Origin of the sequence: Yersinia pekkanenii (assembly GCF_001152565.1) — a bacterium.
In the GTDB taxonomy this organism is placed as follows: Bacteria; Pseudomonadota; Gammaproteobacteria; order Enterobacterales; family Enterobacteriaceae; genus Yersinia; species Yersinia pekkanenii.
This window is the reverse complement of the sequence record NZ_CQAZ01000033.1, coordinates 26687-43278: the sequence shown is the minus strand read 5'-3', so window position 1 is coordinate 43278 and position 16592 is coordinate 26687. Positions and strand designations below refer to the sequence as shown.

Sequence of the window (16592 nt, the reverse complement as noted above, 5' to 3'; positions counted from 1 at the left end):
TAATTAGGTCTAACGATTAGAATTTCAAGCTGTCAGCAATTTCTTCTTCGCTTTCAACTTCACGGTCTATCTCGTTTTGTGCTTTATTGGCAATAATCACGAACGGCAGATAAATCAGCGTTGCTATTCCGAGGTTGAACAAACTTAATAACATCGCCGCAATACTGCCGTTAGTGTTAAAGAAGGCACCCAAGCCAACCGGCATGGTCCACGGTGCAATATTGGTGATTGGTGGAATTAAGCCAGTGTAATACGCCACTGAAGTGATAATTGCCAAAACCGGCTGAACCAAGATAAACGGAATAAAGAACAGCGGGTTCATAATGACCGGTAGGCCAAACAGAATAGGTTCATTAATCTGGAAAATACTTGCCGGAGCACCCAGTTTTGCCACCTGACGATAATCTTCACGGCGGGAGCCAATAAAGATAGCAATAACCAGCCCAAGTGTTGCCCCGGTACCGCCCAGGAAGATATAGGAGTCAACAAATGGCTTGGCCCACATATGAAATTCTTTGCCGGCAGCTAATGCCGCAGCGACTGAACCATATTGGGTATAGGTTGCCACGTTTTCCAAGGCAAACGGCATCATGATACCGCTTTCCAGTGCAGATAATGCCATCGCACCGTGTATCCCGAAGAACCACAACAGCGAGGAACACATGACATATACCCATCCCACGACACTGCCCATTTTCGACAACGGCGATGAAATACTGTCCATAATGATCTGGTGGAAGTTGGTGCCATGCAAGCCAAGGGCATAAGCAATCACGCCCATAATGGAAAGAATAATAAAACCGGGGATCAAGGCAGAGAAAGAACGGGAAACTGATGTCGGTACGCTATCTGGCAGACGGATAACCCAGTTACGTCGCACGATAAAGGCAAAGACCTCTGCAACCACCAAGCCGATGATGATACCGGATATGATGTTAGCACCGCCCAACCAGTTGGCACCGACCGCGTAGGCTTCGCCAACACTGTATGGGGTCACGGTCATAAAGGCAGCGATTGCCAGCAGAGCCGCGGCCAGAGGATCGACTCTCTTCTCTTCAGCCAAGGCCATACTAATAAAGAATGGCGTCATTAACGACATGATGCCCAGGGTACCGTTATAAACATTGCCGCCTATCGCTTTTAAACCATTCAGGGTGGTAATGGTATCGGCATCTAAACGTACGCCCATCGAAAAAAAGAACGACCCTTCGCCAAAACTTAAGAAAACGTTGTTAATAAGGACAAACATGGCACCCGTCAGGGTTAACGGCATCAGGCGGATAAATCCATTCTTGATGGCATTAATATGTTGCTGTTTGCCAATTTTAATGGCGAAGGGCAATATGGCCCTTTCCAGAGTATTAATAAATGCGCTCACAGTGATCCCCTTATTGTTTTGCTTTTTTTATTGCGGCCACAGCAGCTTTTAACACCCCTAAACCATCAATTTTGCCGTAAAGGATCGAGTCGATCACTTCAACGGGTTTGTTGGGGAACAATTTTGTCACTTCTGGCAACATGTAAGCGATCTGCGGTCCTAGCAGGATCACATCCGCCTCCTTACCATGCTGTGCCGCGAGTGCTTCAGGGAACGCATTGATGATCACTGGCACTTCATACTTCTCTGCTTGTACTTTCATTTTGGAAACCAGTAGCGAGGTAGACATACCGGCAGAGCAAAACAGATAAATTTTTTTCTTTTCCATACCCAACACCTTTTGAGGTTCAAAAGACACACATTAAATATATGCCAGCGCAATGGTGAATTCCCTTTATCTGTACTTTATCGTGCCCCCTGCCCAGCCCCATTGTTTCTGGTTGTCGGCAGTATACGGTGTTGATAGTTAAGCCAGTAATTCAACTATCACTATAATCGTCTCTCATTGACTTTTCAGATTGATGCCCTTCACATTTCTTAGCGATTACAATGTGATGTTTATCGCAAAATAGTTATTTTTTTTCTCGGCGAATTAAGTTTAAATCATTTGTATTTCATATGGTTGATTTTTGTTTATGGATTTATGTTAGAAATACGTCATTGCAAAAGACAATTGAAACTTACATAACGATAAATAAGCAAATCTTATCGGTTTAAGAATAGTCTTATCCAAGCTTTCCTGGTTTTTATCGCGGTTCCGTACAGTGGCTTTATTCGTGGTGCGAAGTGCCTATCTGCTACTCCGGTGTTCATCGCACTGCCCCTATGTCCCCATAAGCCAAGCACTTTAAGACCAGTAATAGCCGATTCCTATTTAATACTCTAAAGTTAACCGGTGTTTGAACAACTATGGAGTGACTAATGACGTTATGTGGAAATAGAACACCAGGTTATCACCTGAGATTACAGTTACTAAAATTGATATTACTCAGTGTGTTTATCCCAATGACTGCAATCGCAGCACCCGCAGTGACAGTGACTGAATTACAAGATGGGTTGGACCACCCGTGGTCGCTGGCATTCCTGCCTGATAACAGCGGGATTTTAATCACCGAACGTTCCGGCCAATTACGCTTATGGCAGCCGGGAAAGCCGCTGTCAGAACCCTTAAAAGGGGTGCCAGAAGTGTATGCCAAGGGGCAAGGCGGTCTGTTGGAAGTCGCATTATCGCCGAAATTTGCCCAAGATCGCCGTGTATACCTTAGTTTTGCCGAGGCAGGAAAAGAGGGCAAAGCGGGTACTGCGGTGGGTTATGGTCGCCTTAATCCACAGGGGAGTGCCATTGAAAACTTCAGGGTGTTCTTCCGCCAGCAACCGAAATTATCTACCGGCAACCATTTTGGCGGTAAATTGGCCTTTGATGAACAAGAGCATCTGTTTATTACTCTAGGTGAGAATAATCTGCGTCCGACAGCTCAGGACCTGAGCCTCCATCAAGGCAAAATGGTGCGCCTGACCCTTGACGGTAAGGTGCCTAAAGATAATCCCTTTGTGAATAAATCATCAGCCAAACCTGAGATCTGGTCCTATGGTCATCGTAATCCACAGGGACTGGCGCGGAACCCCTGGACCGGGGTGATGTGGGAGAATGAACACGGCCCTAGAGGTGGCGATGAAATCAATATCCCTATGGCCGGGAAAAACTACGGCTGGCCACTGGCAACTCACGGGGTTAACTATTCAGGCTCAGCGATCCCAGAGGCTAAAGGTACCCATCTAGAGGGTACCGAGCAACCCGCTTATTACTGGGAAAAGTCTCCCGGTATCAGCGGGATGGCTTTCTATAACGCCGACCGCTTCCCTACATGGCAATATTCGCTGTTTATTGGGGCTTTGGCTCAAAAAGAGCTGATTCGCTTACAACTGGATGACGATAAAGTGATTACGGAGGAACGCTTACTGGGTGATCGCGCTGAACGTATCCGCGATGTGCGGATTGGTCCGGATGGCTATGTTTATCTGTTAACTGATGAGAGCGACGGTAAGTTACTGAAAGTTGGCCTTGCGGCTGATTAATACCCCCCTTATGGCCAGAAATTGGTGGTGCGTTAAACCAAGTATAAAATATAAAGCCGGAGATTTTTCCGGCTTTATTGTGTTATCCGCCTCACTGAGACAGGTTACACATTAGCGGTCCGAAGAAGCCTGCCACAAATTTAGCTGCCCATCAGTGACGTGCTGATCAATCGCAGCCAGCTCTTCAGCACTAAAGCTCAGATTGGTGAGTGCGGCGCAATTCTCCTCTAGCTGCTCAGGGCGGCTGGCACCAATCAATACCGAGGTCACACGGTTATCTTTCAACAACCAGCTTAATGCCATTTGCGCCAATGATTGCCCACGTTGTTCAGCCAATTCATTCAGCGCCTTGATACTGCGCAGATTTGCCGCCGACAACATGTTTTCCTTCAGCGATCCACCGGCTTCTTTTTTCATCCGGGAATCATCCGGAATGCCATTGAGATATTTACCCGTCAACAGCCCCTGTGCCAGCGGAGTAAAAGCAATACAGCCAACGCCATGTTGGTCCAACGTCTCTAATAGATGGGTTTGTTCAACCCAACGATTCAGAATATTGTAAGAAGGCTGATGGATAAGGAGTGGGATCTTCCATTGCTGTAAAAGCGCCACCATTTTGGCGGTGCGCTCAGAAGAATATGATGAAATACCCACATATAGCGCTTTGCCGCTTTGTACTGCCTGAGCCAGTGCCGAGGCAGTTTCTTCCATTGGCGTGCTTTCATCTACCCGGTGCGAGTAGAAGATATCAACATAGTCCAGCCCCATACGCTTCAAACTTTGGTCCAGGCTGGCAAGCAAGTATTTCCGCGAACTACCCGCACCATAGGGGCCGGGCCACATGTTATAACCCGCTTTGGTCGAGATTATTAGCTCATCACGATAAGGTTTAAAATCATCGTGTAACAACTTACCAAAATTTTGCTCGGCTGATCCCGGTGGTGGGCCATAGTTATTGGCTAAATCAAAGTGAGTAATCCCCAGGTCAAAGGCTTTACGCAGTAACGTCCGTTGTGATTCTAATGTATTGTTAAAACTAAAATTATGCCAAAGTCCAAGCGATAATGCCGGAAGCTGCAAGCCACTTTTGCCACAAAAACGGTACTGCATTTGCTCATATCGGGATGGATCTGCATTGTAGGGCATGATGGCTCCTGTTTTCACTTATCGGATTTTTGAAACGGTATTTCTATTTTAACGCCATCCTTTTTCCCGACAAGTGATACCCTCCACGTATTCAGCATAAACTTAACCCTATCTATTTATTCGGCTGTGACATTGATGAAATTTTATGACGAAATAATATAAGAATGAAACTATATTTAATCACAGTTATTTTCATCAAAAACACTGCCAATCTTAATTTTATTGATATTGATAGCACTTTATAAAACTCGAATAAAACTTTAGATTTAAGACAAATAATTAGGCATATCCGAATATTCATACAATATATTTGTACTACAATTATACTTACTCTAGCGAATTGCCATTGAGGGCTTTGTGATGACTGCAATCGATATAATGTGGGTTGGGTTGGGGGGAGGTATTGGGTCACTTTTACGCTGGTGGATAGGGCTTGGCGTCGGAAAAGTATATAAAGGTCATTTTCCTCTTGGCACTTTTCTGATCAATATTTCAGGTGCATTTATTATTGGTTATCTGAGTATTCTGTTTAGTGTTGACTGGCGTGATCGCTATGGTGACTTAATGAATGCAGCCGTGTTGACCGGTATTTTAGGCGGTTATACCACCTTTAGTAGCATGCAATTAGATGCGGCAAAACTGGCCACAGCTCGCGGCAGAGCTATTGCTGCCGGATATCTGATTATTTCTGTATTGGCAGGTCTGGCAGCAGCGGCATTTGGTGCCTGGCTGGCTTATTAAACCGAGAGACAGGTTGATTAATAGGAGAATGTTATGCCGAATCTTATTATTTTAGTCTTTGTTGGCGGCGCTTTTGGTGCTATGTGTCGTGAATTTATCATGCTGTCGGTACCACGACTGGCCGATGGTTTCCCCATGGATATCTTCGTCGCCAACATCCTTGCAGCATTTTTATTAGGGCTAACCACCTCTTGGTTTAAAAAAGATAAAATTAACCAATATGTACATCTGATGGTTGGGACCGGGATCATGGGCGGCCTTTCGACATTTTCTAGTTTTGTCTTTGGTGCAGTCGAAATGATGAAAAACCCAACCGGAGTTTTAGTCTCAATTTGTTATTTGGTCGCCAGCCTGATTGTCGGCTTTATTGCTGTTGAATTAGGTTTGATGGTTGGCCCCAAACAGCCCCCCAAAGATCCACAGGCAGCGGCTGAATAAATACGCCACCATAAACAAAAAGAAACACCCTCAGCCAACGAGGGTGTTTTTATGTGTTATTACACTTAACAACTCAGCAAAGTTAGTCCAACTTCTCACACTTACCAAAGAACATTTCTGTAATAAGGGAATTATTGATAGTGTCACCGTTCAATGTTCGGACCAAAATCTCACTACCCAGTAATGGCAACGAGAAGACCATATCAGGATTCACACGCTTAACTTTTTCCAGGTTCTGGGTGTCGTTTACCAACGCCAGTGTTTTAGTGTCTTTACCCGCAATTTCTTTAGCAGCCAGAATGGTAAAGGTATTATCAGCATCACTGTTACACAAGGCGATGATATATCTTGCCCTGGCAGCACCCGCCAATTCTAGTGTGGCTACCGAGGAGGGATCGCCCTCTATAATATCGGCATGGGCAGGAAAACCATGTTGGCTACCCACTGCGCAAACCACAGTGACATCATCACCCCGGTCACGCAGACCGTTATATACATTCAGTGCCAAAGAATTGGTACCGACAATAATAAAATGATTTTTACGTTCCACGTGAGAAATCCTACCTTTAACTATACGTTTGATATTATTACTGATTATCGGACCAGCAATAGAGGCAATGGAAGTAGCAAAGACCGTAATACCGGCAATAATCACTGTAAGAGTAAACATTCTTGCTACTGTGGTATGTGGGATAATATCCCCGAATCCCACCGTCGACATACAAACAATCGCGAAATAGAATGCTGTCGGTACATCAGTGACGACAGGTGCAAACTCATCGCCCATATAAAGTGTACCCAACATGCTATAGACGATCAGTGATGCAATACTGACGACCGCAAAGAACGTGCCGCTACCAAGACTGTAGTAATCAAACTCCCGCCAATAAAAGAGCAGTGCGACAATAACCACCAGAGAGTATGTCGTCAGCTTATCCTGATCTTTCAGAATAAAGATATTGATAGCAACGATAGTAAACAGCAATAACACGGTGAGAAACCACGCGGTGCGGGTTTTCATCGATAAGGCAAACGCCATCAATATCAATACCAGGCCGATCATAAATCGCGGAATTTCAAATAACTCAAGAAAACTTAATGCCTCCTTCCATGTACTGAAATTATTGATTGCTTCGGTTGAATGAGCGATCGCCCGAAAGAGTACTGGGCTTAAAACCAGATATCCATTAATTGCCACCAGAATAGCCAGGCAAACGGGTATCGACAGCTTAGACTTAATTTCCTGTAATATTTTCATCAATAGAGTGACTAAAATGGTTATAGGTAGATTGAGTATAGATAAAAAACCAGATAATTCATGGTTAAATGAAATTATTTTTGATAAAAATCAAATAATAACTTAACTTAACATTTACAATTTATAGCCATCTAATATTCACGCAGCGAAACAAAATTAAAAACTAAAAATAATAATTATTATCGAGTCGATGAATTTCATTCATCTAGTTGAATAGCAAGATGTTTTTACACAATGTAAAGTTATCCATACTGAATATTGTCTGAAGTGATATATTTTACGATTGGCATTAATCTCATTTATAAATAATAATGTATGCGTCCTCTGGCACACAATAGCGCTGGGGTTCGTATACTTGAGTGATATATATCACCCTTAGTTTAATTTTGTAAATATTCCACAATATTTAACAGATAAATAAGGAAATAAGCATGTCCTACAAATCACTTCGTAATATTGCATTGACGAGTTTATTGCTTACCGCTGCTGCAACAAGCTTCGCAGCCACAACCGCGAAAGCAACAGCCACCACTCCGAGTGATATGACCTGCAAAGAATTCCTCGACCTGAACCCTAAGTCATTTACTCCGGTTGTTTTTTGGGTGCTGAACGATGATACTCAATATAAGAAAGGCGATTATGTTGACTTTCAAGAAACAGATACTATCGTGACACCGAAAGTTGTCGAGGTATGCAAAAAATCACCGGAAAGTAAGCTATCTGAAATTAAACAGGATATTGTAGGTTTCGCTAAGAAACATATGTAACTTGTGGGTGTGTAAGTTTTAAATACATACTCATAAAGTCAGTAAGGCGCTAATTAACTTTAAGTGTTTAATTAGCGCCTTATATTTTTGTAAAAAAGACAACATTAACGGCTAACACTCAATTTATCATAACCTCGGACATAATAATTAATGACAGAAACGACCCAACACAGTATAAACATGCCAATAATCCAGTAACCTATCTCACCTAAGTTTTCACTGACATTATTAATCGGCGTCCAAATACCACCAGTTAAATTAAGTTTATCTGCAATTAACCCCAAAGCCTCAATCCCGCCAATAAAGAAAGCAATGATAACCGAGGCCGCAGTAATGGTTATATTGTAATACAGTTTTCGTATCGGTTTAGAGAAAGCCCAGCCATACGCGCCAATCATCACGAAATTATCAAGTGAATCAATCAGTGCCATCCCGACAGCGAATAAAATCGGAAATACCATAATCGACCACAAATTCATCCCCTGGGTGGCACTGGCCGCTGAAATGCCTAACACCCCGATTTCAGTCGCCGTATCGAAGCCTAAACCAAATAAAAAACCTACCGGATACATATGCCAACTTTTATTGACCATATTAAATACCCGCCGGAAAATTCTGGCGAGCAACCCACCATTATTGGTCACCAGCAGATCAAGCTCTTCCTCTTCATACACATGACCCGCTTTGACCTTCCTAAACTTTTTATACACTGAAATCAGAATCGTTAAATTGAGAAAAGCGAACAATAATAAGAATACGGATGAAACCAACGTGCCGATTAACCCCCCCGTTTCATGAAACCACGCCATATCGTTCTTAAAGGCCATGGCGGTCGCGGCAATGGCCAGTGATGCCAATATCACGATAGTAGAATGCCCCAGGGAGAAGAAGGTTCCAACAGCAATGGGCGTCTTACCCTGTTGCATGAGTTTACGGGTTACGTTATCAATGGCGGCAATATGATCCGCATCGACGGCATGGCGTAGGCCAAAGCTATAAGCCAGAAACGCCATGCCCATCAGTACGGCATTGTCATTAAATTCAGTGAAGGCCCAAACCCATGCCAGCCCGTTAACCACCAATAAGCCAATCAGCAGGTAGATGGCACGACGTTTAGTTTGCCGATTGCCAAATGCGCTACTTTTCGCTAATCCTGTCGTCATATTGGTACTCCAGAATAAAATAGTTATTGTCGATGCGCTGGCATCACTTCTTTATTCGGTACCAGGAATAACCATGAAGCGAGAACGAAAGGCATGGTTAAAGTCGGAATACCAATAGGTGACAATAGGGTATTTAACGCACCCTGTACGAACACGGTAAAAATAACCCCGACAATGGTGTAAGCCAGAACCCGCCAACTGGGTTTATTAAAGGTAGATCCCAAGGCAATCGCCGTTAATACGGCACTGAAAGCGTACAGGCCGGTATTAATGCTGTGGTGATCGGCATCAAGGAAAGACGCAGTGAGGGTAGCCAACAGTGCCCCGCATAATGCAAAAACAGCCGCCCACAGGGATTCAATGGCTAAACCGATAACAAATAAGATGCCGGCAATCAGGCTACTGAATAAGAATACCTGTGAAATACCGTTAAACATGCTGAGAAAAACATTAGTCCCATCGAAAGTATGACCTGCCTCCAAAACCAGCGGATGCGGTAAGGCCGGAGCCGGTAATCCGCCGCTATGTAAACCGGCAAAGGCATAACTGGCCAGCAGTATCATCCAGGTCGTTAATACAAAAGGAGCTGTTAGCGCCGCAACTTTCCAGGTTTTTAGAATATCGGCGATGCAGACCATGACAATCACCGATACGATGCTGCCCAAAACGATACAGGCCCAAACCACTGGCGTAGCAACCAAAAATGTCGGTAATGCCGCCCCCACCAAACATCCGTTATAACCGTATAATCCTAAACGCCATGATTTACGGTCGCGCATGGTTAACCCGGTGAGTGTCGCAACCACGGTACCCAGCACACAACCATAAGCTACCGCCGGGTTCCCCTCCCCATAGGCTCCGACAAATATCGCGATAAAAAAGAATAGCCCGGTTAATGGATTATTCTGGAACATGACCTGAGCACAGCCGCGCAGAGTTGTATCGATAAATTCAATGAAAACATTCGAACTGGCGAGCTGGGTCCAGCCGGATTGGTTACCTGTTTTTGCATTCATTATTTTACCCTTTTTACTTGAAGCCGCAGCGCTGTTAGCTGCTCTCTCACCCGAATCACTTACTGATGTAAACTCATCAAGATTAATGAGCCTCTGTGAGGCTCACCCTGCGGGCTAGCCTAGATGCTGTTCAAACCGATCTTGACCGATTTGTCATTCGTTTGCTGCCTTGCTGAAAATTCATAAAGCCAGTTACCCGGCCTGGCCCCTTAACGCCACAAGAATTTTTCCGGCAACGTCACACCGAGAATTTCCTCACGGGCTATTTTCCAGAATTGCCGAATTTCCGCTTTAACACCGGCGCTGTCGATGCCCAGCGCTTTAAACACCAAACCGCAGTCATTAGGTAAGCGTGTCGCTCCACTGGCAATCCCCCCTTTGATATCAAAGTGTGCGGGAACTCGCGCCAAAATACGGTCATGATGCTCTTTAGGGGTCAGTAAAATCACGTTGCCAAAAGCATCAAATGTTTGCATCACCCCAATCGCATCAAGGCTCTCTGACTTCGGCTCCAGTATATATTTCTCAACAAACAGCTCTTTACCCGCCAAATTATGTGCGGCCACTCTCGAGGAATAAACATCAAAACCGAACCGCTCTTCAGCATGGTGATATTTACGCCCGGACATCAGCACTTCTGAGTAAATCGCCGTCGCCGTGGGATGAATATTGATAGTGGTATCAGTAATAAAGCGCGAATTACGGTGTGGGATCAGCGGATCCGGCATAAATTCCAGATAGCCGCCCTCTTCCACGGTAAAATGCTGTATCTGCGAAGCATAATTCGCATTCATCATGTGAACCTTGGTCGCCGATTGGGTGGTGACATGAGCACAAGCCCCGGCCTCCACATGCACATCGGTAGCCAATCGGTCCCCTTGTAAGATGCAGCCTGAGGTCGAAATCATGGTGACACAAGGTAACTCAGGCATTTCTTCATCCCAGTACAACGCCTTTTGCACCAACGATGGCACTCGTCTTTCCATTTCCGCCAAAATACTGCGATGTTCACGTTTGGCAAACCTCAGTTTGAGATAACCACTTTTCCCTACGGCCCCGCTACGCATTTGCGCCGGTTCATCCTGATACTTCGCTAATTCCGGCGCGTTAACACCTAATGCGTGAGCGCGAACCCGTGAAGGAGTTTCCACGATATTCTGGCTCTGCGATGTCATGCATTGGCTCCTTCAGGTTGTACGTGAGTAAACAGAAAATCGCGCATAATCATATCCACCAGCTCTTCAATGCCCTGCCCGGTTTTGCAGTTAGTCAGAATATAAGGGCGCGTGCCACGCACCACTTTGGTATCACTTTCCATCACATCCAGACTGGCACCGACATAAGGAGCGAGGTCAATTTTATTGATGACCAGAATGTCTGCCTGAACCAGACCTGGGCCATTTTTACGCGGGATTTTTTCCCCTTCAGCCACATCAATAACATAGATATAGAAGTCAGCCAGTGCCGGGCTAAAGGTTAGCGTCAGGTTGTCACCGCCACTTTCAATCATAATCAGGTCGCTGTCAGGGAAGCGCTCTTCCATTTCTTCCACTGCGGCGATGTTCATGCTTGGGTCTTCACGCACCGCCGTATGTGGGCAGGCACCGGTTTCAACCCCGAGGATTTTCTCTTCATCCAAAATACCTTTCAGGGTACGTTTCACCTGTTTGGCATCTTCTGTGGTGACAATGTCATTGGTGATGATCAGTGGCTTAATGCCACGTTTAATCAGGATCGGGGTGATAACTTCGATGATGGCGGTTTTACCTGAACCTACCGGGCCACCAATACCAATGCGGGTAATCTTTTTGCGTTTATCGGTTGAATGGCTATTCACGGGATAATCCTCTTAATTTTAATCTGATTTTGGGCCTGTGCCCGGTTAGTAGGAAACCCAGCACTCAGAATTTACTTTTATAATCAGTGGATTGCTGACTGATTAATGACTGTTGTATCAATTACTAAACAAGCGGACGTGCGCTTTCACATGTACTGCGGCCAAAACATCCACAATCGGCACATAAGACGACATTTGCTCGATATCACCTATTTCGGCAATATCACAAAACGTTTCAATGTCATGGTTCAGCTCAAACAAGATGTGTTGAGTATCAAAATGAGTCACACGCATCAAACGCATGGCTGCACTTAATATCGTCATCGCCACACCATATTGATGCATCACGACCACTTCCCGTTGTCCTATCCCTTGAGCGGCCATGACGACCGCCTGAGTCACTGGATAAGTTCCTGCGGTAGTGCCATTTTTTATCTGCACCAGCCACCAACTGATCAGCGGATGCTCCACCACATGGATAGACATCTCTGCCAATTTCTTCCCCATACGGGTTGCCATCAGGCGGCTTTCTTCATTTAACTTACGGTTATTCACTGCCCAATCAGCACGGATGATACCGTCACGATCATCAGCCATGACGGCTCGATGGGCGGCGACAACCCCCATTCCATCACAACTGGCGGCCTGCTTCAGTGCAGTCAAGACAAAACCTTTCAGTGTCGGCACATCATGAACCACGCCGGTTTGAATGGCAGATTCCACACCATTAGAAAACGTAAAGGCTCCGACTGGCAGTACCGAATCACCAAATTGCATGATACGAATAAGATCTGATGCATTCATTGCGCTGCCTCCCTGCCCGAATCAGTGTTTATGGTCGTGATCGCCGTGGCTATGATCATGACTGTGGTCGTGATCATGGTCATGGCTGTGGTCATCGCCATGGGAATGAATACTGTGAATATGTAAGCCGGAACCATGGGGTTCATCCAAAGGACTGGCGACATGTACGTGAGTATCAGTGTCCTCTGCGCCACCAAACAGTAGCCGAGCTTCAGAGTTACTCAGTAATGGCAGGATCTCCGCTCCCTTAACAAAACGGAAAGGCAAATGCTGGAAACCGTGCGTTCTCATGACGGAATCCATCATGGTGGTGGCGACGGTAAGAGGGACATACACCTCATTATTTTTAGTGACTGCTTTCCAGTGCTGATTACCCAGTGCGTGCCCCAGCTCAAAGCAGGTTTTAATTAACTCATCCGGTGAACGGCTTTTCAGTTCACTCAAGTCAATCACCATCACATCACGCAAATTGATCTGCACCACCACGGCTACGCGGGTTGCTTCATCCCATGCCAGCACATCACCATCAGCAAGTACCACGTTGCGATCGAGCGAAATACCGAGATCCAATCCCTGAGTACTGAGTTTACGGCAGCGGCTTTTTTGCGCTTCTCGTTGATCTAATACCAAAATATCAAAAGTGGCATCTTTGAGTTTCGCCTGCCAAATCGGATCTTTTTTCACATTGCCAAGAATGTGCTCTATCAAAATCATGTTGTTGACTCCTTGCGTATATCAGTTGGCAAAAATCAGTTGCCCACAGTAATAAAATCCTTTTCTGTATCCTTCCAGCACCTGTTTGTCACCCCAATAAAGAAGCTGAATGGCACTTACCTTGGCAAGCTGAAGTCGGTTTCCGGGGAGTCAGCGCCCCCCGGTAAACACCTTATGCAGGATTAACGTTCAAAACTCCCCCATTAGCCAAAGAAATAGCGCTGGTTCATTGACGCTGTTTCGATAGGTTCACAGGTGGCATGGACGCCATCCACTTTCACCGCGAAGGTTTCAGGATCCACTTCAATCAGTGGTGTTTTATCATTACGTACCAGATCCCGTTTAGAGATAGTCCGACAGTTTTTAACCGCTATAACCTGACGTTCCAGCCCAGCTTTCTCTTTGACGCCATCGTCAAGAGCAGCCTGAGATACGAAGGTGACGCAGGTGTCTTGCATGGTTTTACCCATCGCACCAAACATTGGGCGGTAGAACACCGGTTGTGGGGTTGGCAATGACGCATTAGGATCACCCATTGCCGCCCAGTTGATCATGCCGCCTTTGATAACCATCTTAGGTTTAGCACCAAAGAAACGCGGATCCCACAGCACCAAGTCTGCCATTTTGCCCACTTCAACCGAACCGATAACATGGCTGACACCTTGCGTGATCGCGGGGTTAATGGTGATTTTCGCCACATAACGCAGTACGCGGAAGTTATCATTGCCCGGCGCATCTTCTGGCAATTTGCCGCGAGATGCTTTCATCGCATTGGCGGTTTGCATCACACGCAACCAGTTTTCTCCAACACGCCCCATCGCCTGTGAGTCGCTGGAGAACATGGAGATAACCCCCATATCGTGCAGAACGTTTTCTGCCGCAATGGTTTCCGGGCGCACACGACTTTCAGCGAAAGAGACGTCAGCCGGTACATTCGGGTTGAGGTTATGGCACACCATGATCATGTCGAACAGCTCAGCCTGGCTGTTAACACCGTATGGCAGGGTTGGGTTAGTCGAGCTTGGCAAGACGTTAGATTGGCTGGCTACCCGGATAATATCTGGCGCATGCCCCCCACCGGCACCTTCGGTATGGAAAGTATGAATAGTACGGCCTTCGAATGCATCAATAGTATCTTCTACATAGCCACATTCGTTTAAGCTGTCGGTATGCACGGAAACCTGAATATCCATTTCATCCGCCATCCGTAATGCATGGCGCAAGGCATTAGCTGTCGCACCCCAGTCTTCATGGACTTTATAGCCCACAACACCAGCAATCGCCTGTTCCAATAAGGGGCCACGGCCGTAAGAGTTACCTTTACCCAAAATACCGATATTGACCGGCAGGCCTTCAACTGAACGCAGCATCTGACGAATATTCCATGGGCCGGGTGTTACCGTCGTCCCATTGGTACCATCTGTTGGCCCAATCCCCCCGCCGAAGAAGGTTGCCACACCATTAGATAATGCGTGGTAAGCCTGCTGCGGAGAGATAAAATGAACATGGGTATCAATACCGGCGGCGGTAAGAATCAAATGCTCACCGGAAATTGCATCGGTACTGACACCAACCACCATGCCAGGTGTAACCCCGTCCATAACGCCTGGGTTACCACTTTTACCGATACCGGCAATTTTACCATCGCGGATACCGACGTCTGCTTTAATTACCCCTAAGCGGGCATCGACGATTGTGACGTTGGTTATTACCAGATCCAGCACACCATTATCGCGGGTCAGATGGTTATTAGCCCCCATCCCGTCACGCAATGATTTACCGCCACCGTAAACTGACTCTTCACCATACCCACGCAGGTCTTTTTCGATTTCGATAAACAAATTGGTGTCACCCAAACGTATTTTATCGCCCGTCGTTGGGCCAAATAGACCCGCGTATTCTTGCCGAGAAATTTGAGGCATCTGTCGCTCCTTTCTTTTTCCGGGGCGTGTAACTATATCGTTGATTACACGTATATAGCGGATTACACGTATGCGAATTTCGATGATTTTTTATTTACATAAGGCGTTATTTGGATGATTTGAAACCACGTTCAGCCGCACGGCGAATCGCTTCTAGCTTATCCGGGCGTTCACTGTTTGGCACCACCCCCTCACCAGCCCAACCATCCACCAGGTTGTTAAAGCCATACAGTGTTTGCTTGCCACCGAAAGGGATCAGCAGAACTTCGGTTTCATCACCGGGTTCAAAACGGATGGCGGTCGTTGAGGAGATATTCAGCCTCTTGCCATAAGCCGCAGCACGGTCAAACTCAAGTGCGCGGTTAACTTCAAAGAAGTGGAAATGCGACCCCACCTGAATTGGCCGGTCACCGGTATTACGAACGTTGACTTTGGTAACGGGTTTATTCTCATTAAAGGTGATCGGCGTATCGGCCAAGATGCAGCCACCGAGTGGGGTATTTTGTTCTGCGTTATCTTTAGTACTTTTCTTTGCGCTCATGCTTTAATCCTCTGCAATAATCAGTTCAGGTTTTACTCGCATGTTGCCGTAACTCATTTAATGGGGTCGTGCACCGTGACCAAACGGCTACCATCGGTAAAAATCGCTTCAACCTGAACATTCGGAATCAAATCTGCCACCCCGTCCATCACGTCATTTTTAGTAAGAACTTTGCTAGCTTCTTTCATCACATCCTCTACGGATTTGCCATCTCTGGCCCCTTCCATCGCAGTCACTGTAATGATCGAAACAGCTTCTGGATAATTGAGTTTCAAGCCACGTGCTTTACGTTTGAACGCCACGTCAGACAGCGTGTAGATCATGAGCTTTTCAACTTCTCTTGGGGTGAGCTGCATAAGCCCTCCTGTATCGTGTTAAGAAAGTGAAAGTGGGAAAAACAACTTACTGAAAACGACAAGTAACCATACGGGTTACTCCATCAGATTCATTTGCATGATGATTTATTCAGATGGTCCCTTACCGATTTTAGTTATTTAAATCAATAATAAATTAGCGTTCAGTAATACTTTTCACTAAAGCAATAACGTATTACTGCATTTATCCACAGTAACCAATAAATGAACAAATTGATTAATCGCTTACCTTCCATAGCCAATGCCATAGCTAATTAATGCCTTTATTTAAAGCTAGATTTCGGTATAACATCTTTGTAACAGAGCGACAAATCAATGAGTTACTATAATTAATAATGTCTTTAACTAATATAGACCAAAATTTGAAAAACACCTCAATAATTGCAAACTTAATATAAAACACCTAAAAAAAATATT

The 16592-nt window shown here is 45.5% G+C and carries 17 protein-coding genes; 4 read left to right on the top strand and 13 right to left on the bottom strand.

Annotated elements, in window-relative coordinates:
* Positions 1-16: 16 nt before the first annotated feature.
* Positions 17-1378 carry a PTS N,N'-diacetylchitobiose transporter subunit IIC gene (gene chbC, locus AEP37_RS16110; RefSeq protein ID WP_049614304.1) on the bottom strand — a complete coding sequence of 454 codons (1362 nt, stop codon included), beginning with the start codon at positions 1376-1378 and terminating at the stop codon, positions 17-19.
* Positions 1379-1388: 10 nt separating this feature from the next.
* On the bottom strand, positions 1389-1706 hold the full coding sequence (locus tag AEP37_RS16105) for a PTS sugar transporter subunit IIB (RefSeq protein WP_049614303.1): 318 nt from the start codon (positions 1704-1706) through the stop codon (positions 1389-1391).
* A gap of 593 nt (positions 1707-2299) precedes the next feature.
* On the opposite strand from AEP37_RS16105, the gene AEP37_RS16100 reads away from it, so the two are divergent.
* Positions 2300-3454 (top strand): PQQ-dependent sugar dehydrogenase, encoded by a 1155-nt coding sequence (locus tag AEP37_RS16100; protein ID WP_049614302.1) that lies wholly within the window; start codon positions 2300-2302, stop codon positions 3452-3454.
* A gap of 111 nt (positions 3455-3565) precedes the next feature.
* Here AEP37_RS16100 and mgrA read toward each other — a convergent pair whose 3' ends face one another.
* A complete protein-coding gene (mgrA, locus tag AEP37_RS16095) occupies positions 3566-4600 on the bottom strand; it encodes an L-glyceraldehyde 3-phosphate reductase (protein WP_049614301.1) in 1035 nt (344 codons plus the stop codon).
* Positions 4601-4960: 360 nt separating this feature from the next.
* Here mgrA and AEP37_RS16090 point away from each other — a divergent pair, with 360 nt between their 5' ends.
* Entirely contained in the window at positions 4961-5341 is a 381-nt protein-coding gene (locus AEP37_RS16090) for a fluoride efflux transporter FluC (RefSeq protein ID WP_049614300.1), read from the top strand.
* 33 nt (positions 5342-5374) lie between these two features.
* Positions 5375-5779, top strand: coding sequence for a fluoride efflux transporter CrcB (gene crcB, locus AEP37_RS16085; RefSeq protein ID WP_049614299.1), 405 nt, complete (start codon positions 5375-5377; stop codon positions 5777-5779).
* A gap of 82 nt (positions 5780-5861) precedes the next feature.
* On the opposite strand, the gene kch is transcribed toward crcB, so the two are convergent.
* Complete coding sequence (kch, locus tag AEP37_RS16080; RefSeq protein WP_049614298.1) at positions 5862-7037, bottom strand: voltage-gated potassium channel protein; 1176 nt, start codon at positions 7035-7037, stop codon at positions 5862-5864.
* Between the two features lie 431 nt (positions 7038-7468).
* Here kch and hdeB point away from each other — a divergent pair, with 431 nt between their 5' ends.
* Positions 7469-7804 (top strand): acid-activated periplasmic chaperone HdeB, encoded by a 336-nt coding sequence (hdeB, locus tag AEP37_RS16075; protein WP_049614297.1) that lies wholly within the window; start codon positions 7469-7471, stop codon positions 7802-7804.
* Positions 7805-7908: 104 nt separating this feature from the next.
* On the opposite strand, the gene AEP37_RS16070 is transcribed toward hdeB, so the two are convergent.
* The 9 genes from AEP37_RS16070 to AEP37_RS16030 form a co-directional block, all read right to left on the bottom strand.
* Complete coding sequence (locus AEP37_RS16070; RefSeq protein ID WP_049614296.1) at positions 7909-8967, bottom strand: HoxN/HupN/NixA family nickel/cobalt transporter; 1059 nt, start codon at positions 8965-8967, stop codon at positions 7909-7911.
* Between the two features lie 23 nt (positions 8968-8990).
* Positions 8991-9983 carry an urea transporter gene (yut, locus tag AEP37_RS16065; protein WP_049614295.1) on the bottom strand — a complete coding sequence of 331 codons (993 nt, stop codon included), beginning with the start codon at positions 9981-9983 and terminating at the stop codon, positions 8991-8993.
* Positions 9984-10192: 209 nt separating this feature from the next.
* On the bottom strand, positions 10193-11158 hold the full coding sequence (locus tag AEP37_RS16060) for an urease accessory protein UreD (RefSeq protein ID WP_049614294.1): 966 nt from the start codon (positions 11156-11158) through the stop codon (positions 10193-10195).
* Positions 11155-11820 (bottom strand): urease accessory protein UreG, encoded by a 666-nt coding sequence (ureG, locus tag AEP37_RS16055; RefSeq protein ID WP_005188826.1) that lies wholly within the window; start codon positions 11818-11820, stop codon positions 11155-11157. The genes AEP37_RS16060 and ureG overlap by 4 nt, the downstream gene beginning before the upstream one ends.
* A gap of 117 nt (positions 11821-11937) precedes the next feature.
* Complete coding sequence (locus tag AEP37_RS16050) at positions 11938-12624, bottom strand: urease accessory protein UreF (RefSeq protein WP_049614293.1); 687 nt, start codon at positions 12622-12624, stop codon at positions 11938-11940.
* Between the two features lie 21 nt (positions 12625-12645).
* On the bottom strand, positions 12646-13338 hold the full coding sequence (ureE, locus tag AEP37_RS16045) for an urease accessory protein UreE (RefSeq protein WP_049614292.1): 693 nt from the start codon (positions 13336-13338) through the stop codon (positions 12646-12648).
* Between the two features lie 203 nt (positions 13339-13541).
* Positions 13542-15260, bottom strand: a complete 1719-nt coding sequence (locus AEP37_RS16040; RefSeq protein WP_049614291.1) for an urease subunit alpha — start codon at positions 15258-15260, stop codon at positions 13542-13544.
* Between the two features lie 106 nt (positions 15261-15366).
* Positions 15367-15801: an urease subunit beta gene (ureB, locus tag AEP37_RS16035; RefSeq protein ID WP_049614290.1), complete on the bottom strand. Its 435-nt coding sequence runs from the start codon at positions 15799-15801 to the stop codon at positions 15367-15369.
* Positions 15802-15854: 53 nt separating this feature from the next.
* Positions 15855-16157 carry an urease subunit gamma gene (locus AEP37_RS16030; protein WP_049614289.1) on the bottom strand — a complete coding sequence of 101 codons (303 nt, stop codon included), beginning with the start codon at positions 16155-16157 and terminating at the stop codon, positions 15855-15857.
* Positions 16158-16592 lie beyond the last annotated feature (435 nt).